This window comes from Gordonia sp. CPCC 206044, from assembly GCF_048537895.1.
GTDB lineage: Bacteria > Actinomycetota > Actinomycetes > Mycobacteriales > Mycobacteriaceae > Gordonia.
Map to the genome: position 1 here is coordinate 284,766 of NZ_JBCLVL010000006.1, position 19,630 is coordinate 304,395.

At 65.0% G+C, this 19,630-nt stretch carries 17 protein-coding genes and 1 pseudogene; 9 read left to right on the plus strand and 9 right to left on the minus strand.

Annotated features, from left to right (window positions below):
• The first annotated feature begins 62 nt into the window (after positions 1-62).
• Both AAFP35_RS12065 and AAFP35_RS12070 read left to right on the plus strand, forming a co-directional pair.
• Positions 63-1,697 carry a hypothetical protein gene (locus AAFP35_RS12065; protein WP_419221842.1) on the plus strand — a complete coding sequence of 545 codons (1,635 nt, stop codon included), beginning with the start codon at positions 63-65 and terminating at the stop codon, positions 1,695-1,697.
• 42 nt (positions 1,698-1,739) lie between these two features.
• Positions 1,740-2,177, plus strand: coding sequence for a carboxymuconolactone decarboxylase family protein (locus AAFP35_RS12070; protein WP_419221843.1), 438 nt, complete (start codon positions 1,740-1,742; stop codon positions 2,175-2,177).
• A 55-nt stretch (positions 2,178-2,232) separates the two neighbouring features.
• Here AAFP35_RS12070 and AAFP35_RS12075 read toward each other — a convergent pair whose 3' ends face one another.
• A complete protein-coding gene (locus AAFP35_RS12075; RefSeq protein ID WP_419221844.1) occupies positions 2,233-3,315 on the minus strand; it encodes an esterase/lipase family protein in 1,083 nt (360 codons plus the stop codon).
• 278 nt (positions 3,316-3,593) lie between these two features.
• Positions 3,594-4,761, minus strand: a pseudogene (locus tag AAFP35_RS12080) (epoxide hydrolase family protein).
• A gap of 99 nt (positions 4,762-4,860) precedes the next feature.
• On the opposite strand from AAFP35_RS12080, the gene AAFP35_RS12085 reads away from it, so the two are divergent.
• Positions 4,861-5,448: a CGNR zinc finger domain-containing protein gene (locus AAFP35_RS12085; RefSeq protein WP_419221845.1), complete on the plus strand. Its 588-nt coding sequence runs from the start codon at positions 4,861-4,863 to the stop codon at positions 5,446-5,448.
• Here the strand turns inward: AAFP35_RS12085 and AAFP35_RS12090 are convergent.
• Positions 5,445-6,641 (minus strand): FAD-dependent monooxygenase, encoded by a 1,197-nt coding sequence (locus AAFP35_RS12090; protein ID WP_419221846.1) that lies wholly within the window; start codon positions 6,639-6,641, stop codon positions 5,445-5,447. The two genes, AAFP35_RS12085 and AAFP35_RS12090, sit on opposite strands and share 4 nt — an antisense overlap.
• A 123-nt stretch (positions 6,642-6,764) precedes the next feature.
• On the opposite strand from AAFP35_RS12090, the gene AAFP35_RS12095 reads away from it, so the two are divergent.
• The 3 genes from AAFP35_RS12095 to eutC all read left to right on the plus strand — a co-directional run bounded on the left by AAFP35_RS12095 (position 6,765) and on the right by eutC (position 10,936).
• A complete protein-coding gene (locus tag AAFP35_RS12095; protein ID WP_419221847.1) occupies positions 6,765-7,925 on the plus strand; it encodes a PucR family transcriptional regulator in 1,161 nt (386 codons plus the stop codon).
• Positions 7,926-8,756: 831 nt separating this feature from the next.
• Positions 8,757-10,166 (plus strand): ethanolamine ammonia-lyase subunit EutB, encoded by a 1,410-nt coding sequence (locus AAFP35_RS12100; RefSeq protein WP_419221849.1) that lies wholly within the window; start codon positions 8,757-8,759, stop codon positions 10,164-10,166.
• On the plus strand, positions 10,163-10,936 hold the full coding sequence (gene eutC, locus AAFP35_RS12105) for an ethanolamine ammonia-lyase subunit EutC (RefSeq protein WP_419221851.1): 774 nt from the start codon (positions 10,163-10,165) through the stop codon (positions 10,934-10,936). Before AAFP35_RS12100 ends, eutC begins: the two co-directional genes overlap by 4 nt.
• Positions 10,937-11,315: 379 nt before the next feature.
• Here the strand turns inward: eutC and AAFP35_RS12110 are convergent, their stop codons facing one another.
• A complete protein-coding gene (locus AAFP35_RS12110; protein WP_419221852.1) occupies positions 11,316-12,122 on the minus strand; it encodes an LLM class flavin-dependent oxidoreductase in 807 nt (268 codons plus the stop codon).
• Positions 12,123-12,380: 258 nt separating this feature from the next.
• Between AAFP35_RS12110 and AAFP35_RS12115 the strand changes: the two genes are divergently transcribed.
• Positions 12,381-13,241 (plus strand): class I SAM-dependent methyltransferase, encoded by an 861-nt coding sequence (locus tag AAFP35_RS12115; RefSeq protein ID WP_419221854.1) that lies wholly within the window; start codon positions 12,381-12,383, stop codon positions 13,239-13,241.
• Here the strand turns inward: AAFP35_RS12115 and AAFP35_RS12120 are convergent.
• Together AAFP35_RS12120 and AAFP35_RS12125 are read right to left on the minus strand one after the other, a co-directional pair.
• Entirely contained in the window at positions 13,238-14,044 is an 807-nt protein-coding gene (locus tag AAFP35_RS12120) for a crotonase/enoyl-CoA hydratase family protein (RefSeq protein WP_419221855.1), read from the minus strand. The genes AAFP35_RS12115 and AAFP35_RS12120 overlap by 4 nt on opposite strands.
• A gap of 122 nt (positions 14,045-14,166) precedes the next feature.
• A complete protein-coding gene (locus AAFP35_RS12125; protein WP_419221856.1) occupies positions 14,167-15,615 on the minus strand; it encodes an MFS transporter in 1,449 nt (482 codons plus the stop codon).
• A gap of 286 nt (positions 15,616-15,901) precedes the next feature.
• Here AAFP35_RS12125 and AAFP35_RS12130 point away from each other — a divergent pair, with 286 nt between their 5' ends.
• Both AAFP35_RS12130 and AAFP35_RS12135 read left to right on the plus strand, forming a co-directional pair.
• A complete protein-coding gene (locus tag AAFP35_RS12130; RefSeq protein WP_419221942.1) occupies positions 15,902-16,273 on the plus strand; it encodes a TraR/DksA family transcriptional regulator in 372 nt (123 codons plus the stop codon).
• A 34-nt stretch (positions 16,274-16,307) separates the two neighbouring features.
• Positions 16,308-17,549, plus strand: coding sequence for an NAD(P)/FAD-dependent oxidoreductase (locus AAFP35_RS12135; RefSeq protein ID WP_419221857.1), 1,242 nt, complete (start codon positions 16,308-16,310; stop codon positions 17,547-17,549).
• A gap of 92 nt (positions 17,550-17,641) precedes the next feature.
• Here the strand turns inward: AAFP35_RS12135 and AAFP35_RS12140 are convergent, their stop codons facing one another.
• The 3 genes from AAFP35_RS12140 to AAFP35_RS12150 all read right to left on the minus strand — a co-directional run bounded on the left by AAFP35_RS12140 (position 17,642) and on the right by AAFP35_RS12150 (position 19,333).
• A complete protein-coding gene (locus tag AAFP35_RS12140; RefSeq protein WP_419221858.1) occupies positions 17,642-18,289 on the minus strand; it encodes an LGFP repeat-containing protein in 648 nt (215 codons plus the stop codon).
• Positions 18,290-18,371: 82 nt separating this feature from the next.
• Positions 18,372-18,857 (minus strand): nuclear transport factor 2 family protein, encoded by a 486-nt coding sequence (locus AAFP35_RS12145; RefSeq protein WP_419221859.1) that lies wholly within the window; start codon positions 18,855-18,857, stop codon positions 18,372-18,374.
• Between the two features lie 122 nt (positions 18,858-18,979).
• A complete protein-coding gene (locus tag AAFP35_RS12150; protein WP_419221860.1) occupies positions 18,980-19,333 on the minus strand; it encodes a histone-like nucleoid-structuring protein Lsr2 in 354 nt (117 codons plus the stop codon).
• Positions 19,334-19,630: the final 297 nt, after the last annotated feature.

Consider the following 19,630-nt stretch of genomic DNA (forward strand, 5'->3'; position numbering starts at 1 on the left):
GCCGAGACGAGTGATCCGACAACCGGCCGTCCGGAGTGGTTCTAGGTGGCATAGTTCTGTTCATGCCCGACAATCGATCCCGTCGCGCGTGGCGATGTGCCGTCGCCGTCCTCTCGGCCGCGACCTTCGCCACGGTGGCGACGACGACGATCGCACCGGCCGACGCAGGACCGGCGGGCTGCGTCCCGTTCGGGACCGCGCAAGTACCGCCGGGGCCGCCGTCGACCGGAAACCGCACCGGGCTGGCTGCATTCCCGTCGTACCGGGGAACCCACGCGCCACCTCGAGTGGACCTGCGTACGGAGCGGACACAGTTCAACCGGTTCTGGGAGTTCGCACTCGTGGACCGGCAGTTGCTCACCAGGCCCCGTCACTCCACCGGCGGATGGCGTGTCGTGCCCCTGCCGTCGTGCTTGCGTGGCCAGATCACCGCCATCTCGCTCGATGACGACGAACTCGTCGGTGTCGACCGCGGCGGATGGATCTACACGATGGACAACGTCACTTTGTCTCCGGTGCTGTGGAATTGGACGTCTGCGTGGGGATCGCTCTTGTGGTTGGGGGCTGGCCGCACATTGCCCGACGCCCGTACCGGCGGATGGGCGCTGAGCGTGACATCGCCGACCAACAACCGGGTGTACGCCGACATCGCGGGCCGCCTGCACCCGAGTGGCAGTGCCAAGATGACGATGATCCCATCGCTCACCGGCGACGGAAGCCGGATCACGTATGCCGATCCATGGCTGCCCAACGACAACAGCTACGAGATCGGGAGCCCGCTGGGCGGGCGGTTCCGATCGGTGGCGCTCTCGGCTGCCGGGTCGACGACGTTCGTGATGAACCGCTACGGCGACATGTACACGAGGACTTTCGATTTCGACTCGTCCGGTTCCGATTCGGTGTTCTTCCGCTACAGCTGGGAGCCACAGACGGGCAAACCCAGCGCGCCTGACCTCATCTCGGAGGTCGTGGACCGATCGACCGCCGCGGTTCAACTGCCCGCACCGGGGTGGACCCATCAACCCAAGGTCCCGGGCGAGATTTCCTCATCGATCACGGTGATATCGCTGGGACCCGGCGCCGAGAACCGCGAACTACGGGTCGAAGGAAGATCCGGGGGACATACCGGATTCTGGCACAAAGAGATTCATGCTCCCTCCTGGTCGTTCACACCGACGGGTTCGCCCATGCGAGGACGACCGATTGCCAACTCGGCAAGCGATCGATCGGCGGATACGCTTGCGCCGCCGAAACCCTGGAACCTGACCGCGTCACTCCCCTCGCGAGATGCCCTTGTCGACGGCCAGACACTGATCGACGTCGGCCTGCCGTACAGCATCGTCGATCCACGACTCCTCGACCAGGTGGGACTCCATGCCGGGCCCTCGGGTTACCGGCTCCTCGTCGACAATTTCGACCCCGCCGTCACGACCCGTGATGCCGTGGTTGTCGGCCCTGGCGGCGCCCACATCCCGGTTCTGTTGCACACCGCCGATGGCATGCGGATGACACCGTCACTCCCCGGTTTGACCTCGACGCCGCGGCACCTGGTCGGCGCCATCGAGATACCGAAGAAAGCGTTCGTGGGTCGCGGGGGCAATCCCGCACTCGACCGTTTCGTCACCACCTGGATGCGCGGTGAGTCGATCGCGGCGATCACTCTCAGCGCGACGACCCACGATCTGGTGGTGCGGTGAACACGACGACTGCTCCAACGCTCACCACATCCGGAGGAAACATTGAGCACAGTGAATCTCGGTAAACAGCACCCAGCTGCCTACCAGGCGCTGACAGCGCTGAACGCAGCAGCCGACACGGCATTCGACGAGTGTGGTCTCGACCCCCTCGTCTCCGATCTAGTGAAGATCCGGGTCTCCCAGCTCAACGGATGCGCCTTTTGTCTGCGAATGCACACGCGTGACGCACTGGCCAAGGGCGAGAGCACCGACCGCCTCGCCGTCGTGGCCGCATGGTGGGAATCGCAGTATTTCAGCGCGCCCGAGCGTGCTGCGCTCTCCCTGGCCGAACAGGTCACCGAACTGTCTGTCCCCGAACGTCGCACCTGGGACGACGGCAGTCTCTCCGACGAACAGATCTCTGCCGTGTGCTGGCTCGCGACGGTCATGAACGCGTGGAATCGGGTCGCCATCACCAGCCACTACCCAGTCGGACCCTGACCGACGTGAGACCGTGGGCGGTCCGGCGAGCCGGTGAGACTCGCCGGACCGGTGGTCAGCCGACCAACCAACCGTTGGGCGCGCAGACCACGGGTACATCAGCTCCCAACGCGTCGAGGATCAGGGCCACGGCTCGTTTCGAATAGCTCAGGGCCAGATGGTCGGACATGTCGGCCGCGCACCCGTCCTGCAGGGTGATGTTCTCGACATTCGAGCCCTTGAGGAATGTCGAGTCGTAGGGCGTGGTGACCTCGTCGTACCTGGACCCGATCACGGTGTAGTGCACGCCGGGCACGGTGTCCCCGTCAGCGTTGAGCTTTTTCAGGAAGTCCGAATCGTAGACCTGCTGGATGCCTGAGACCCCGACACCCAAGGCGATGGGCCCGAGGACATCGATACCCAGATTGTTGATACTGCGACCCAGCGCTCCGATCCCGACCAGTGTGGTGCCGTGGTTGGTCGCACCCAGGGTGACCAGGTGGTCGACCTTGGCGGCTCCGCCGTCGAACTTCAGATATTGACGTGCCATCAATCCACCCTGCGAGTGACCCACCATGTCGACCTTCGAGGAGCCGGTCGACGACCGCACGCGGTCGACGAATGTGGCAAGTTGCTCGGCCGACTCTGCAATGTCGCCGGTCGCGTAGGCGCCGGGGAGGACGGTGCCGAGGCCACCACCTCGGCCGAGACCGAGGATCCCGTAGTTCAAGGCATAGACGCAGTACCCGGCACGCTTCAGGTTCGGTGCCAGAAACGCCCAGTTGTTGTACGCGTTCTCCCAGGTGCCGTGCACCAGGACCACGGGGTCCTTCCCTTCGGACGGCCGACAGGTCCAGTCATTGGCCCCGGGTGGAGCGACATCCGGATCGGACAGACCGTTCCCGAACGCCTTCCAGAAGTCGTCCTCCTCCTTGCCGCCACCCGTAGGCACCTTCCACGTGCTCGACCCGCTGAGGATGACATCGTCGGCGACGTGACGCTCGAGCCCTGACTTGATCGTGGTGTCGAGTTGCTGCGCGGTGACGGCAGAAGCCGGCGACGTGGTTCCCAACGCAACCGACGCGGTTGCGGCGATGGCGACGGCTCCCCCTACCAGCCGTCGGCCCCACGCCCGGCGGGACACGACAGATTGACTCATGGTTGTACTCCCCCACTGATGATCGATGTCGATGCCGGCCAATGACCGGCCATGGTTTCGCGGGATGCGCATTCCGCGATGGAGAGTACAACACGATGATTGTGAAAGGTGAAGAAAATCAACAGTTTTGGTGTCGCTAATCGCGAATAGCGTTCTTGAACAACTTAACCGAGCGCTCGATTGGATTGTCGACAGATGGCGTTGTTGCACAGTCGATCTGAGGATAGTTGAGCGTTGCTCAATTGACTTGGTCAATTGTCCAAGTCGGTGCGCGATCGTTACGTGGCGAGAATCGCTGCCAGACCCTCCCGTAGGTCTCGGACGAAGTAGCCGGGAACCTCCAGTGACGGAAAATGTCCGCCGGCGTCGGGGACGTTCCATCGCACGATCTGTCGGTACCGCTGCGCCGCCCACGGGCGCGGGGTCTTCTCGATGTCGCGGGGATACATGGTGATGGCGGTCGGCACGTCGACCCGGAGTTCAGGGTCGAGGGAGTTGTGGCTCTCGTGGTAGATGCGTGCTGCCGAGGCACCTGTTCTCGTCAGCCAGTACAAGGTGACGTCGTCGAGGACCGTATCCAGAGAGATCCGCTCGAACGGACTGTCCTCGGAATCGGTCCAGTCGGCGAACTTGTCGAGGATCCAGGCGAGGAGTCCGACGGGCGAGTCGACGAGCGAGTACCCGATGGTCTGTGGGCGCGTGGCCTGCTGTTTCGCATAGGCCGCGCGGTGTCGCCAGAAATGGTGGGTCTCCTCAGTCCAGCGGCGCTCGGACTCGGTCAGGCCGTTCGTGCTCAGGCCCGGCGGAGCCTCGGCGAACAATGTGTGGATGCCGAGGACGTGATCGGGAAATCGTCCGGCCAGCACCGTGGTGATGTTGCCGCCCCAATCGCCCCCATGAGCCAAGAACTGGCGGTAGCCGAGCCTGGTCATCAGCTCTGTCCATGCGGCGGCGATCTTTTCGGTTCCCCAACCGGTGGCGGCGGGCTTGTCGCTGTAGCCGAAGCCGGGCAACGACGGCGCCACGACATGGAACGCCGGTGTGTTCTCATCTGCTGGGTTCGCCAATTCATCCACTACGTCCACGAACTCCACGATGCTGCCCGGCCAGCCATGCGTCAGGATCAGGGGGGGTTGCATCCGAGCGACGGGACCGCTTGTGTAAGAAGTGAACTCCCAGGCCGTCGATCGTCGTGTGGAACTGGCCGATGCGGTCGAGGCGTGCCTCGAGCGACCGCCAGTCGTACTGGGTGCGCCAGTACTCCACCACCTCGACGAGGTCGGTGAGCGGAACCCCCTGATCCCATCGGCGCGAACCGACGGCCGTGGGGGCGACAGTCTCGGCCTCGGGTAGCCGGGCCGCGACCAATCGCCCGCGTAGATCGTCGAGTTCGGCGTCGGTCGCGTGGGACTCGAACGCTCGCACGTCGCTGCCTGACCGAGACATGGATGCTCCTCGCGGTCGGATGTTTCCGCTCGATTAGAACCGGCTATGACGGTTCTAGCAGTCCGATCGGTCATCGCGCAACCGGCTATGTTGGTTCCCATGACCGCGTTGTTCCCTGATTTCCGGCTCGGTGCCGTGCTCGCAACCAGCTTCACCGGGACCCTCAGCGAGCGATGCGGCACGCCGGTGGAACGCATACCCACCCCTGCTCGGCTCGTCGACTGGCTGGACATCTATGGGCTCACCGTAGAGACCTGCACCCAGGCGCAACTCGAACTCGCATGGCAACTTCGGGAATCGATACACGCCACCGCGACGGCAGTCGCAGTCGGTGGTGCCTTACCGTCGTCGGCCGTCGAGGTCATCAACGATCGCAGCGCTCGAGGCCGCGCAACGGCCGAGTTGACGGCCGACGGTGACCTGCGTTGGCGGCTGCGCAGTGACACCGCCGTCGAAGATGCGCTGGGCGTGATCGCCGCCGACGCGATCGGCATCCTTTCGGGCACACGCGACGGACGGTTGGCGTTGTGTGCATCGCCGACCTGCCGGGCCGCCTTCTTCGACACCAGTCGCAGTCGCTCGCGCCGGTGGTGCGACATGAGCACGTGCGGAAATCGCGAGAAGAAGGCGCGGTTCAATGCCCAACAGCGCAAGCGCGATACGCCGGCACGTCAGCGCAATGTCTAGGCTCCGACCGTTGGTTGATCCGGGAGCTGCGAATCGGCGCGGAACGAGTGAATCCAATCCAGGTGTCGGTCAAAGGCTTCCGGTGCGGCGAGGCGCCTGTTTCGTTCCCGCGCCATCGGGCTGTCGGGCAGATGGAGCATCTCGCCGACCGTGACGGCGGCGTCGGTGACCTTGCGCGTCCGGAAGCGACGGCGTTGCTCGTATGCGGTGCGCGCCCAATCCCAGTCGGAGGACTCGGAGAGCAAGTCGGACAGGACGATTGCGTCTTCGATCGATTGGTTGGCGCCCTGGCCGTGGTGTGGCACGGTCGCATGTGCGGCATCCCCCAGCAGCGTGACCCTGCCCTGTGACCAGTGGGTGAGCGGGGGACGGTAGAACAGCGCCCACTGCTCGCGAACCGGCACGGCCGACACCATCTCGACAACCGCCGGTGCCCACTCTGCGAACGGCTCGACATGCCGCTTGTCCTCCACCGGCGCGACCCATGTCTTCTCCGCCCACGGCAAGGACTCCCGTTTGACGAGAAAGAAGTTCTGATCCCCGTTGCCGATCGGGTAGTGGAGCAGATGACCGCCCGGTCCCATCCAGAACTGGATGGTCTCCGGATCCGGTAACGAGGGCATGAGTTCGGGCGCGACGATCCCGCGGGCTGCGCTGCACCCCGAGTACCGCGCGTCGTCGTATCCCAGCAGGAGTCGTCGGACCAGGGATCGCGCACCGTCTGCACCGATCACCAGATCCGCTTCGGCCTCGTCGCCGTCCTCGAACATCAACCGCGCCGCCGCGCCGCTGTCGTCGATGTCGGTCAGTCGCTTGCTCAGGTGCAGGCTCCCGGCGTCGAGTGCATCGAACAGGATGGCCTGCAGATCTGCGCGATGAATCCCGATGTAGGGCGCACCGTAGCGGCGGCGATAATCTTCGCGCGATGACAGTCGGGCGATCTGCTCACCGGTGCGTCCGTCGCGGAAGATAAGCCCGTCGACCTCGGCCGCCTTCTCCCCCAGCTGTCCGGTGAGCCCGAAGCGTCCCTCGTAGAAGCGGGTGGCGTTGGCCGAGAGTGCAACGGCCGCGCCCACCTCCTTGAGGACGGAGGTCTGCTCGTAGATCGCAACGTCCATGCCCTTGCGCTGGAGGTCGATGGCCAGGGTCAGGCCACCGATACCTGCGCCGACGATCGCGATGCGTTTGGACATGAGTTGGCTCCTTCTGGCTCGGTGGTTCTGAGCCTAGGCAGGCACGCTGGTCCAGATCTCTGGACAAATGGGCAACAATGGTTCCATCGATTCCGACAGACTGTCCAAGCGGAGGTGACCTCGATGCCCAGGGCTGCTGGATTGGATGACGCGCTGCAGGATCTGTCGGAGACCTCCCGGCGGAGGCTGGTGGTCGTGGACTGGGCCATGGCGGTGGTCGCCTACTCCATTCACGAAAGCGAGGCGGATCGTCGCCGACTGTCGCTGCTGCTTGCGCATTCGGGTGGCTGGTCGGCGCCGTCGTTCACCGCGCAGGAGCACACGATCGTGGAGATTCCTCAGATCGGGCGGTGTCTGCTGATCATGCTGACCGATCATCGGCGGCCGGTGGGCTATCTGCTGACCGTCGTCGACGACGCATCCGTCGCCGACGACGAACTCTCCGCTCTGCTGCGTGGTGCTGCCGAGATCGGAGTCCTGCTGTCGCTGCGCCTCCTCTATGAGGAGCACGATCGATCCCGGGTCCGCGAACTATTACTTCGGGTCACCGGAACCGACCCCGTGCAACGGCGTGCGGCGGCCGAAGCCCTTATCGCGGAGCGCCATGTCGGGTCGGCGACGCACTACGCCTCCGTCGCGGTCGGCGGCGATCCCCGTCCAGGACATTCGCCGGACGGTTCCCAGATGGCTGTGTGGCGGACGCTCGACTTCGTCGCGCGGTCATCGACTGCATCGGTCGTCGGCTCCACATTCGACGACGGCACCGGTGTGCTGATCTTTCCGCGCCCGGTTGTGCCCGGTCGACTGGAGCGAATCCTGGCCGACCCGGACTCAGGAGACGTGCGCGCCGGGATCGGGCCGGTGGTCAACCGGCTCGAGGACGTCCATCACTCACTTGTACGGGCTCGTCGGGCGCTGAGAGCGAACTGGTTGGCGCCCGCGGATCACGGCCGCGCGACTGCCTGGGATGAGATGGGGATCGACGGGATACTGGCGCTTCTGCCCGTAGAAGAGTTGACCGGCGAAGATCTCCCGAGGTCGGTGAGACAGCTTCTGGCAGCGAATCTTTCACCCGAGATCATGTTGACATTACGGGCATACCTGGACTGTGGCGGTGATGCACAACGCACCGCCCTGGCGCTGAACATTCATCGATCGACGCTGTACTACCGGCTCGGGAGGGTTCGTTCGGCACTGGACGGAGACCTCATCGACGGTCGACTGCGAACTGAGTTGCACGTAGGGCTGCGATTGCACGACATGACTGGTGTTGCCCGTGAGTGACTCCGGTCTCGAGATACTTGCCGGATGACTCGTCCGCGAGGATCGATGAGACGTAGTAGGTTGGGGCCCTGCGAATTTCGTTTGGCAATCTAACTTTCACGATTCGCGACGAGTGATTGACGTTCGATGAGAGTACACGGGTGCATCGGTTCGAGAATTCTCTCGATCTGCTGATCAGGTTATGGGAGAATCAGAGCTCACCAGCGTCGGCCCCGGTATGGAAGGTGGCGAAGACGCGCGGAGTGCATGGACTGAGTGATCTCCGCGTGACAATCAATCGGGATCTGTTGATTCTGTTGGATGTCAAGACATTCGGTTGTTTGATGCCCCGGGTCGCGATCTCGAGGACAACGGGTGGATCTCGAGAGGAAGAGCAGCCGTGAGTATCAACATCCGAAAGATCGCAGTCGGCACGGCCATCGGAGTGGCGACGGTGACGGTGGCGTTGGCGCCGACAGCGTCGGCAACGCCCGCGGCGCCCGCCGCCGTCACATCGAGCAACGCAGACACAACCATTCGAATACCCGATGTTCCGGTGCCGGTTGTGCCCGCGCCATTGCTACCGGTGCCACTCCTTCCGGTGCCTGTCGTCCCGATCTTCCCGATCCCGGACGCGCCGATGACCGTATGTATCACGATCGTGTGCATCCCTGTCCGCTGATCGATCATCGCCGAATGCGAGGCCGAATGGGGCGGGAGGCAAACAGCTCCGTGGAGTGTGCGGCCAGCGCCGGTGCCGGTTTCATGCTGTACTTCGCTGTGTAGCCGTCATCGGGGCGGGCAGACCTCTGGGCGCGGTCGGCCCGCGTGGTCGACGCCGTGGAGGAGCCTGTGGAGTTCAAGCAGACAATTGCCGGTACCTCATATACGTTTCACGGGCTGGTGGACCTGATGGGGAAGGCGTCCCCCCGGCGATCCGGCGACGAGCTCGCCGGATGTGCCGCCCACTCCGATGCCGAACGTGCAGCTGCCGCTTGGCAACTGGCGGACGTGCCGTTGTCCACATTCCTCGAGGAGCAGCTCGTCGCGTACGAGGCCGACGAAGTCACCCGGCTGATCATCGACACTCATGATCGTGATGCATTTCGGACACTCTCGCATCTCACGGTCGGCGGTCTGCGTGATTGGCTCCTCGACGCCGCTACTCGCGACGACAGCGCGAGCAGGATCGCGGCCGTCGCTCCGGCGCTGACCCCTGAGATGGTCGCGGCGGCCTCGAAGATCATGCGCAACCAGGACCTCGTTCTCGTGGCGTCCGCGACGCGGGTGACCGCAGCGTTCCGCACAACGGTCGGTCTACCGGGGCGGATCGCGACGCGGCTACAACCCAATCACCCCACTGACGACCCGCGCGGTATCGCGGCGGCCATCCTCGACGGTCTGCTGATGGGCTGCGGCGACGCCGTGATCGGAATCAATCCGGCAACGGACTCGCCGCACGCGGCGGCCGAGTTGTTGTATCTGCTCGACGACATCCGACAGCGATTTCGGATTCCCGTGCAGTCATGTGTGCTGTCGCATGTAACGACCACGATTGACCTGATCGACAGGGGCGTACCCGTCGACCTCGTATTCCAGTCCGTGGCAGGTACCGAGCAGGCCAACAACAGTTTCGGCATCGACCTCGCGATGCTGCGTGAGGCCGACGAAGCGGGCCGTTCCCTGCACCGGGGCACTGTGGGTGACAACGTCATGTACCTCGAGACCGGGCAGGGATCGGCACTGTCGGCGAACGCGCACATCGGTGTCGGTGGCAGACCGGTCGACCAGCAGACGCTGGAAGCCCGTGCGTACGCCGTTGCCCGAGAACTCGACCCTCTGCTGATCAACACGGTCGTCGGATTCATCGGCCCCGAATACCTGTACGACGGCAAACAGATCATTCGAGCAGGACTCGAAGACCATTTCTGCGGGAAGATCCTCGGGCTGCCGATGGGCGTGGATGTCTGCTACACCAACCATGCCGATGCCGATCAGGACGACATGGATACCTTGTTGACCCTCCTCGGTGTGGCCGGTGCGGCGTTCGTCATCGCGGTGCCGGGGGCCGACGACGTCATGCTCGGTTATCAGAGCCTGTCGTTTCACGACGCTCTGTACGTGCGCCGAGCTCTCGGGCTGCGTCCTGCACCGGAGTTCGAGTCATGGCTTGCCGGGCTCGGCATGATCGACGGCACCGGCAGGATCCTTCCGGTCGACGTGTCGGCCTCGCCGCTGCGATCACTCACGTCCGCGCGATGACGGACGCGCGCGAGCCCTCCGACGAGGTGTGGATGCCGCTTCGGCTCAGCACTCAGGCGCGGATCGGTCTCGGACGTGCCGGGGACTCGTTGCCCTCGCGCCGTGTGCTCGAGTTCCAGACTGCCCACGCAACAGCACGCGACGCCGTCCACGAACCCCTGGACGTCGGGCATCTCGAAGCCAGGATCAGCGCCCTCGGGGTGCCACAGGCTCTCGTGGTCACCAGCCAAGCCAGCTCGCGAAGCGAGTACCTCCGTCGCCCGGACCTGGGCCGGCGTCCCGCTGACGTGGGACACCTCCCGGCGACCGGAGCCGATATTGCCATCGTGCTGGCCGACGGGCTCTCCCCACGAGCTCTCACAGACCACGGTCCCGGATTGTTCAAGGCCCTTGTCGACACGCTCGCGACTGATTTCACCGTCGGTCCACCGGTCATCGCCACGCAGGCTCGTGTTGCCCTGGGAGATCACATCGGACCGGCACTCGGCGCGCAAACGGTCATCGTGGTGATCGGTGAGCGTCCAGGATTGTCAGTCGCGAACAGCCTCGGCATCTATCTGACCCATCGGCCTCGCGAAGGATGCACAGATGCCGACCGAAACTGCGTCTCCAACATCCACCCACCCGATGGACTGGGCTACGAGGCAGCCGCCGCAGTCGCCGCTGAACTCGTCGCGGGTGCCCACAGACTCGGACGGTCGGGCGTGGCACTCAAAGACACCTCCCGAGAACGAGTCACCGACGGCAGAGCGCGCACCATCGACCCGTAGGCCGCCACGGTCGACTCGCATGATCAGTGACCACTGGCAGGACTCGGGCGCAATGTGGCAATGGAAGTCGCGCTCGGTCATTACCCGGAGAACCCGCGGTGGACCGTGGGCGACCTCCATGCCGACGCGCACCTCGCCGTGCGTGTCTGAACAGAAAGAGCTTGATGGTCGAATTGATGAAGGGGGCATCGCTGAGCACGGCTGTGTCCGTGTCGTGCTTGGTGCTCGCGGGGTGCGGAACAGGCCCTGCACAGCAGGATTCGGCGACGGTGCGACGGTTCCCCCCCGACCGAATCCGTCGTCGCGCCACTGGCCCCGGGGAGGTGGGTACTGTTCGGCCGGGGCCGTTGCCCCGGCCGAACAATGCCGGTACCCCCCGTCAGTTGCCGGCCAGAGCAGCGACAACGGGCGCGAATCTCTTTGCGTGGTCGGCGCCGAAGACAAAGTAGGAGAAGCCCAGCTCGACGCGCCGCCGCTGTATCTCCTCGGCGGCGGCCTCCACATCGTCTGGGAGCACGGCCACGGAGTCGGCGGCTCGGAGGGCGGCGGGGTTGGTGTCGGGCGATGCCATGTACGCGGCGACGTGGTCGCCGATGACCGGCACGGCGAGCGCGAGTTCGACGTCGCGGCCAGTCCGGAAATCGCGAGTCAGACGTTCGACGTCGGTGCGGGTCTTGCCGTCCAGCGGAAAAGTGACGATATCCGCAACGTCGGCCGCGAGGGCCCGCGCCCGCGGCCCCGAGACGGCCATCGCGACCGGGGTGTGACGATCCGGCCCATCGAAATCTCGCAGCGCCACAACGGTTTCCCGCACTTGTGTCAACCTCTCGCGCGGCGGTGGCACGGCGGGCATGCCCTTGTCTCGGAGTTCGTCTTCGATTCCTGGGCGGCCGGTACCGATACCCATTTCGAAACGGCCGTCGGTGAGCAACGACAGTGAATGCGCTTCCCACGCCGTCAGCCACGCCGGGCGGAACGGAGCAGCGTAGACCCAACTGCCCACCCGTAGGTCGGCCTGTGCTGCCGCGGTGGCCAGCATCGGACCGGGCGCCGGTTGGGTGAGTGGAAAATCGGGAACCAGCAGTGTCGAGTAGCCGTCGTCGGCGATCTGACTGACACGATCTCGCCACGTCGTCGGGTCGGTGGTGCGCGGGGCGACGACCCCGAATCTGAATGGTCGAGGCATGAGTCGGCTCCTGTCTGTTGACATATCCGCTGAGGCAGACGGCCGGTGGATGCCGAACTCATCGGTACGGGGGAACGCGGCGACTACGGTTTCGGTCCGTCGGTGGTTTCACGACAAGTTCGGAGTCAACTGGCAACTCGCGGCTCCCACAGCCGACCAAGCGTGACGGCGGCGGCCCGTGGCGATCGACGGTCCCCCACGACCACATCGGTCGGCGGCCTCGGGAGCCGTTGCGGCGGTCACGGTATGGTCGCGGACATGGATGCCGAGGAGCCGAGCCGGACGGCACAGGCGACAGCCTATGCGCGGGCCTACCATCAGATCGCCGACCGGCCGCCCATCCTGAACGACCCGTTGGCTGCTCGGCTGATCGGTGTCACCGCCGAGGACCTGTCGATGGACTCCGAACCCACCGAGGACCGCCCCGGTAGTGGCGTCACGTATCGCCCGCGCCGGCTGTTCTTTGCCGCCCGCTCCCGATTCGCCGAAGATCGCGTGGCATCCGCCGCTTCTGCCGGGGTGCGGCAGGTGGTGGTCCTCGGTGCCGGACTGGACACCTTCGCCTATCGCAATCCGCACCGCGGCATGCAGGTCTTCGAGGTCGATCATCCTGCGACGCAGGCATGGAAACGTCGGCGTCTGGTCGAGGCGGGAATCGAGATCCCCGACACGGTGACGTTCGTACCGGTCGACTTCGAAACAGACGTGCTGGCAAACCGATTGCGGTCATCGGGGTTCACACGCGAGGACCCGGCGGTATTCGTGTGGCTGGGGGTCGTGTTCTATCTGACTCCGGACGCCGTCGGTGCCACCCTCGAGTACATCGCGACCCAGGCCTCGCCGACCGAGGTGATCTTCGACTACCTGCAGCCGCCCGCCAACGAGGTGGAACGCGCACGACTCCGGGAACGAGCGGATCGTCTGGCGGCGGCCGGAGAACCATGGTTCAGCTACTTCACGCCCGACGACATCGCCGCGCGGCTGAGTGATCTCGGATTCACCGACATCGTCGACCACAGCGCTGCGGAGTTGATCGACAGGTACTTGGACGAACCGGAGTTCGACGGGGATCCTCCGGGCGCGATTCTCGCGAGCCGCATCCTGCGGGCTGGACGTTAGTCCGGATCGGCAAAAGCGGGCGCGCGCTTGGCCATTCCGGCCGTGACGGCCTCGATCTGATTCGCCGATCCCATCAGACCCACCTGCAGCTCACTTTCCAACAACAACGCCGACGCGGGATCGGAACTGGTCCAGGTCTCGTCATAGAGTCGTTTGGCCGCCTGCACGGCGTGCGGTGACTTTGCGGCGATCTCCCGAGCGAGCTCGACAGCCGTGGCGAGCGGGTCGTCGGAGACACGAGTGACCAGACCGATGTCGTGGGCTTCCGAACCGGAGAGGATGCGTCCGGTGAAGGTCAACTCCTTCGCCACGTCGATGCCGACGAGGCGCGGGAGGGTCTGGGTGATGCCCATGTCGGGCACGAGACCCCACTTGACCTCCATGATCGACAGACGGGCATCCGGCGTCGCGTAACGGATGTCGGCACCGAGCGCGATCTGCAAGCCACCGCCGAAGCAATTGCCGGTGATCGCGGCGATGACAGGGGCGCGAACGCGGGACCAATCGTGCGGGACCCGCTGGGCATGGTTCGCCACGTGACCGTTCTCGCGGGTGAGCAGGTCCCGAGGGCCGCTGCCGTCATCCTTCGCGAGGCCGGTGATGTCGAGCCCGGAGCAGAAGCTCTTGCCCTCGCCATGTAAGACGACTGCGCGCACCCGGCGGTCGGTCGAGAGGGTTGCGGCAGCGTCGACGAGTGCATCGAACATCGCGGCGTCGAGTGCGTTGTGTTTGTCGGCGCGAGTCATCGTCACCGTGGCAACACCGTGGTCATCCACATCCACATGGACTCTCTGCTCGCTCATCTCGGCGGATCTCCCTAGGGCAGAAGGCAATATGCGTGACGCCGGCAGCGCGCCAGGCGTGTGATCACGACTGTACAAGGAGGGGTGGGTGCGGCACCGACGATCACCGACGAGCGGATACGTCATCCCTCGGTGGCTCGGGAGTCGGTCAACGTCAGGGCCCCGATCGTGGTGATCAGTCCGACGACGACGGCCAGCACGGCATACGTGATCCGTTCGCCGTGGAAAAAGGACTCCACCAGTGTGTTGCTCCAGGTGCCGGTGGGCAGTTGGGTGGTGACGAGGACCGCGATGAGCGTGCCGACCACCGCAGTTCCGAGGCTCGTTCCCACTTCCTGGGCGGTGTCGTTGAGTGCGGTGCCGATGGAGGTGCGGTTCTCCGGCATCGCGCCGACGAGTGCGATCGCGCAGATGGTCATGACCGTGCGAAGGCCGATCGTCATCACCACCATGGAGACCGCGATGACGGCGTACCCGTGTTCGACGCCCCAGGCGAGACCCACCATCGAGCCTGCCAGACAGAACGCACCGACCAGACATGCGATGCGGTGACCGAACCGGGCGGCAAGCCACTCCGAGAGCGGTGTCGCGACGATCATCGTGACGATGATCGGCAGATTGGCCAGACCGGCCTTGACCGGGCTCCAGCCGTAGGCGTACTGGAAGTGCAGGATGAGCCCGAACATCACACTGGCCATCGCCACCGCCGTCCCCACCTGGGCGATGGCTGCGCCGCGAACCGTGCCGTTGGTGAACACACGCACGTCGAGCATCGGTGACGAGCTGCGAAGTTCGTGCCACACGAACGCCACCGCGGCGACCACTGTGCCGACCATCGATGCGACCGTCAGCGCCGAGCCCCACCCGTGCTCGACACCGCTGGTCAGCGACCAGCACGCGAGGCCGATCGTCGCGATGCTCAACAACGCACCAGGCACGTCGAGGGCGTCGTGGGTCAATCCGTCGGGTCGGTCGGCTGCGACCCCGAGTCGGACGCCGATGCCGGCGATGAGTGCAATCGGCGCATTGACGATCAGCAACCACTCCCATCCCACATGAGCGAGCGCGGTGCCACCGAGCAACGGCCCGAGGATGAAGCCGGACATGCCGACGATGATCATCACCGTCATCGCCCGCATTCGCAGCGTCTCGTCATCGAACAAACGGAACACCAACGAGTTCGTGATCGGCGCCATCGCGGCCGCCGCGACGCCGAGAGCTGCACGCAACACGATGAGCTCTCCTGTCGAACTGACGAACAGGGCGAGCAGACTCAACGCGCCAAATGCCGACAGCCCGATCATCAGCACACGTCTGCGCCCGAATCTGTCGGCGATCGACCCGGCGGTCAACAGCAGACCGCCGAAGGTCAACGAGTACGCGCCGGTCACCCACTGCAACGCCGTCGTCCCGCCGCCCAGGTCACGTCCGATCGTCGGCAGGGCGATCGAGAGCAAAGTGTTGTCGACCATCTCCACGAAGAACGCCAGGCACAGAGCAGCGAGCGGTATCCATGCTGCTGACAACGAGGTATAGGTGCGCGACGGTGTCGCGGTGGTGAGGCTGGTCATGGGCAACTCCTGGCGGTCCGGGTGGAGAACTGACGGCAACGCTAGGCACCGGCGCTGTCGTATCGCTGTCACCCGCTGTCACCCGCTGTCACTCGGTGTCACGAGGGTGCGGGTGTACGTAAGCGCGGTGGCGCACACTGTGTGGTGACACAGCATGCGGACCGTCAGCGATGGCCGACCCCACCAGACAGAGGTCATGCGTATCGACGAAGGGACACCCGACAATGTCCATACCGCAGCAGCCGGATTCGGTGAGTCAATCGGCGCAGCACATCGCGGTGCCGCGGTGAGCGCCGGCGACACCCGCGGCACACGCGAAGCGCTGATCACCGAACGAACGCGAACCGTAGAGCTGATCGAGTCGCTGTCGGCGCGGTTGACGGCCGTCATCGATGCGACAGCCGACGAAGCCGCCGACGACGAGCACGATCCCGAGGGCTCCACCCTCGCAGTCGAACGCGGACACCTGGTCGCCCAGGTCGAGCGGTCAAGGGTGCGCCTCCACGAGATCGACGCGGCCCTCGAACGCCTGGGGCACGGGGTCTACGGCAGTTGCGAAACCTGTGGCACCCCCATCGATCCCGAACGACTCGAGGTGCTGCCGGCAACTCGGCAGTGTGTCGACTGCGCGATGCGGGCGTCGCGCAGACGCTGGTGACCGGACGTGACAGGTCGGGTTCTACCGTAGAGCCATGACCACAAGCACCGAGCAGTCCGTCGTCATCATCGGGGCGGGGCATGGCGGGACCGGACTGGCCGCCCTGCTGCGGCAGTCCGGATTCACCGGACCGATCACCATGGTCGGCGACGAGGAGCATCTGCCCTATCATCGGCCGCCTCTGTCGAAGAAGTTCGACGGACCGTCGGTGCAACAGCTGTTGCGGCCCGCGGAGTTCTACGCCGACAACCAGATCGACCTGCGAACCAGGTCGCGCGCGGTCGAGATCCGTCCTGCCACCAAGACGGTGCTCCTCGCCGACCGTACGGAGATCGGGTACGACACCCTCGTGCTCGCAACCGGCTCTACTCCGCGTCCGTTGCCGGGTACACCGCAGGGCACGACCTCGGTCATCACCCTGCGCACCCTCGATGACGCCGACACGCTCAACAGGTCACTGACCCGGGGTGGTGAGCTCGCGATCGTCGGCGGCGGTTACGTCGGGATGGAAGTCGCCGCGGTGGCGCGCAGTCGCGACATGCACGTGACCGTGATCGAGCGCGAGGAGCGGATCCTCGCCCGGGTCGCCAGCCCCGAACTCTCGAGGATGCTGACCGATTATCACCGCGACCGCGGAACCACCATCCTCACCGGGCGGTCGGTCGCCGATCTGCGAACCGACGGCGACCGGGTGACCGGCGTGCATCTCGACGACGGCGCCGTGGTCGACTGCGGCACCGTCCTCGTCGGGATCGGTGCGGCTCCCGAAGAGCTGCTGCCCCGTACCGCAGGCTTGGAGTACGACGACGGGGTGATCACCGACGAGTACGGCCGCACCAGCGACCCCGATATCTTTGCGATCGGTGACGTGGCCCGACGGCCGGTCGCCGGACATCACGGTCTGCGACGACTCGAATCCATCCCTGCCGCAACCGAACACGCAAGACATGCGGTCGCAGCCATCCTCGGTCAGGAACCGGAGGATCACGAGGTGCCATGGTTCTGGTCGGACCAGTTCGATCTCAAACTGAAGATCGCCGGCCTGACCACCCCGGACGTCACCGTGGTCACGCGCGCCACACCGGGTAAGAATGCGGTGTCGTTCTTCCACCTGCAGCCGGGGGGCAACGTCGTCGCGGTCGAGGCGATCAACGTACCCGCAGATTTCAACGCTGGCAAGAAGCTGATCCGCAGCGGTGCACCGGTCGATGCCGCGGCGTTGGCAGATCCGTCTATCAAGATGCGTGATCTGGTGGCTCGATCGGAGGGCGCCTGACGGCCGGGCCCTGCGAAGCGAGACCCGTCGCTCAGCGGCTCGACCAGGTGTCGAAGAATCCCCGGATATAGGGGTGGGGTCGGTGATCACCCTCACGGCCAGAAGATGGTGCCGTTCAGGAAGTCCTGGGCATAGCGGGAGCCGACCTTGTACATCCCGCCGAGTGGCACGCCGTAGTACCCGCCGGCGCCCCGCTGCGCCTGCCACTTCTTGAGGATCCCGCCGCGGACGACCTGAACGCCGCCGGCGTCGCTGAAGCAGATCACGCCGCCCTGAAAGTTGTTCAGACGTCCACTGCCCACACCGATCTCGCTGGTGGTGGGGTATCCGAGGGGGCCGCGTTCGGCTCCCGACGCCCGCCAACGCTTCGCGATCGCGCCGCCCACTTCGTGTGCTGCTCCGTCGCCGATCGACGGATGCCAGTAGAACGACGCATCGCGACTGAAGTGCTGTACCCGGCCGCCTTTGGCGGCCGCACGCTCGGGCCCGGTGGGCTTGCCCCACTTCACCACCCCGCCGCTGAGGATGTAGGCGTTGCCGATCTTCCCTCCCACCGAATGCCCACCGATCTTGACATCGGCGCGGGCGGGTGACGCAGAGTGTGCCACACCCAGAACGCCGATGGCGGACATGGCGCACACCAGCGACGTAGCGATCACGCGACGGCGGACACCGAAGCGTCCGCGAGAGCGGGCGTTCACGGCAGGGTTCGGCGACTGCGAGGTGTGAGGTCTCGACATGATTTCGGAGTGTACGTATCCGCCTTGTCCGGCTGTGTGCGGGGTGACCCTCTCCATCGTCGCGAGTTCACCTCGAGGGCCCTCACCGTGAAGCGCGGGCCAACAATTCGCGAGCTTCGGTGCGACCGTCGAGCAGCCTGGCAGTACGGCGGGTGATCAGCCACGACCCGTCCGTCCGGGCGAGCTCGAAACGATTGGCGGTCACCCGCCACACACGGAAAGAATCTTCATCGTCGTTGCGGCGCAACAACATTGAGTGACAGGTCGCCACTGCCGTGTCGCCCTCGACCTGGATGTTGACGGGATCGAGGAGGTGTCCGCAACCGGAGTTGATGTAATCCTGATGCGGTGCGGTGCGCACCATCTCGGTGATCGCGTCTCGGCCGGTCAAGACCGTGATGTCGAGGTCGTACACCGCGTCGGGTGCCCACAGCTTTCCGACCGCTGCGGCGTCCCCCGCATCGACAGCGGGACCGTAGGCGGTGAGCACTGCATGGATCGCCGCTGTGTCCTCGAGTCGTTGAACCCGTTCGAGCAGTGATGCCACCCGGTCGTCGATGTCTGTCATGTCGCTCCTTGTCCGAAGCCTATGGAAGATTGTGTCGAACTCTTCCACAGGCGGTCGGCAGCGATCGGCCGGTATCCACCGAGGTGATCACGCCGAGCGTCGCAGGGCGGTCTCGCCGGTGTTCAGTGCGCGGCGTCGAACGCTTCGATGATCTCGCCGGCGAGACGGCCACGCGCGGACACGTCGTATCCATGTTCCTGTGCCCATTCACGGATCTCGCGGGTGCGTTCCTTCGACGCCGCCGACTGTCGCCCACTCGACGGGTTCCCGTTGGAGTGCACCTTCTCGGCCTTGGAGATGTACTTCGTGATGTCCTTCTCGAACCGTGCGACGTTGGCGGTGCGCAGGTCGAGCCCATAGCGTGCCGCTCGACGACCCGAGATCTTCACCTCGAACTCGACCCGATTCAGATCGTCCGGATCAATCGGCTTCCCGTCGATATCATCGACGATTTCGACGCGTTCGATCTTGGCCATGGGTGCGCACATCCTCCCCTATTGAGCAACGGTTTCCACTGAGCATCGTACGCATCTTGCCGAAAAAGTCCGTCAGGTCGGCGCGCGGCGTGGTTTCCGCAAGCGGCCACCACGCCAATTATATTGGAAGCCAACAGAACTCATGTTGTTCACGAATCCACTGTGGTGGCTTGGTTTCCGGCACCAGAATGGCAGTGCCGCACCGGTTGTTTCTGGTGCGGCACCGCAATTCCGGTGCCGGATCGTCGGACTGTGGGGCTGATTGATCGAGAGGGCCCGCGCGCGCCGCACCGGGTG

Excerpts from the sequence above, each read along its gene's own strand:
- AAFP35_RS12065 (WP_419221842.1), top strand. The coding sequence starts at position 63 with ATGCCCGACAATCGATCCCGTCGCGCGTGGCGATGTGCCGTCGCCGTC.
- AAFP35_RS12075 (WP_419221844.1), bottom strand. The coding sequence starts at position 3,315 with ATGAGTCAATCTGTCGTGTCCCGCCGGGCGTGGGGCCGACGGCTGGTA.
- AAFP35_RS12085 (WP_419221845.1), top strand. The coding sequence starts at position 4,861 with ATGACCGCGTTGTTCCCTGATTTCCGGCTCGGTGCCGTGCTCGCAACC.
- AAFP35_RS12090 (WP_419221846.1), bottom strand. The coding sequence starts at position 6,641 with ATGTCCAAACGCATCGCGATCGTCGGCGCAGGTATCGGTGGCCTGACC.
- AAFP35_RS12095 (WP_419221847.1), top strand. The coding sequence starts at position 6,765 with ATGCCCAGGGCTGCTGGATTGGATGACGCGCTGCAGGATCTGTCGGAG.
- eutC (WP_419221851.1), top strand. The coding sequence starts at position 10,163 with ATGACGGACGCGCGCGAGCCCTCCGACGAGGTGTGGATGCCGCTTCGG.
- AAFP35_RS12110 (WP_419221852.1), bottom strand. The coding sequence starts at position 12,122 with ATGCCTCGACCATTCAGATTCGGGGTCGTCGCCCCGCGCACCACCGAC.
- AAFP35_RS12115 (WP_419221854.1), top strand. The coding sequence starts at position 12,381 with ATGGATGCCGAGGAGCCGAGCCGGACGGCACAGGCGACAGCCTATGCG.
- AAFP35_RS12120 (WP_419221855.1), bottom strand. The coding sequence starts at position 14,044 with ATGAGCGAGCAGAGAGTCCATGTGGATGTGGATGACCACGGTGTTGCC.
- AAFP35_RS12125 (WP_419221856.1), bottom strand. The coding sequence starts at position 15,615 with ATGACCAGCCTCACCACCGCGACACCGTCGCGCACCTATACCTCGTTG.
- AAFP35_RS12135 (WP_419221857.1), top strand. The coding sequence starts at position 16,308 with ATGACCACAAGCACCGAGCAGTCCGTCGTCATCATCGGGGCGGGGCAT.
- AAFP35_RS12140 (WP_419221858.1), bottom strand. The coding sequence starts at position 18,289 with ATGTCGAGACCTCACACCTCGCAGTCGCCGAACCCTGCCGTGAACGCC.
- AAFP35_RS12145 (WP_419221859.1), bottom strand. The coding sequence starts at position 18,857 with ATGACAGACATCGACGACCGGGTGGCATCACTGCTCGAACGGGTTCAA.
- AAFP35_RS12150 (WP_419221860.1), bottom strand. The coding sequence starts at position 19,333 with ATGGCCAAGATCGAACGCGTCGAAATCGTCGATGATATCGACGGGAAG.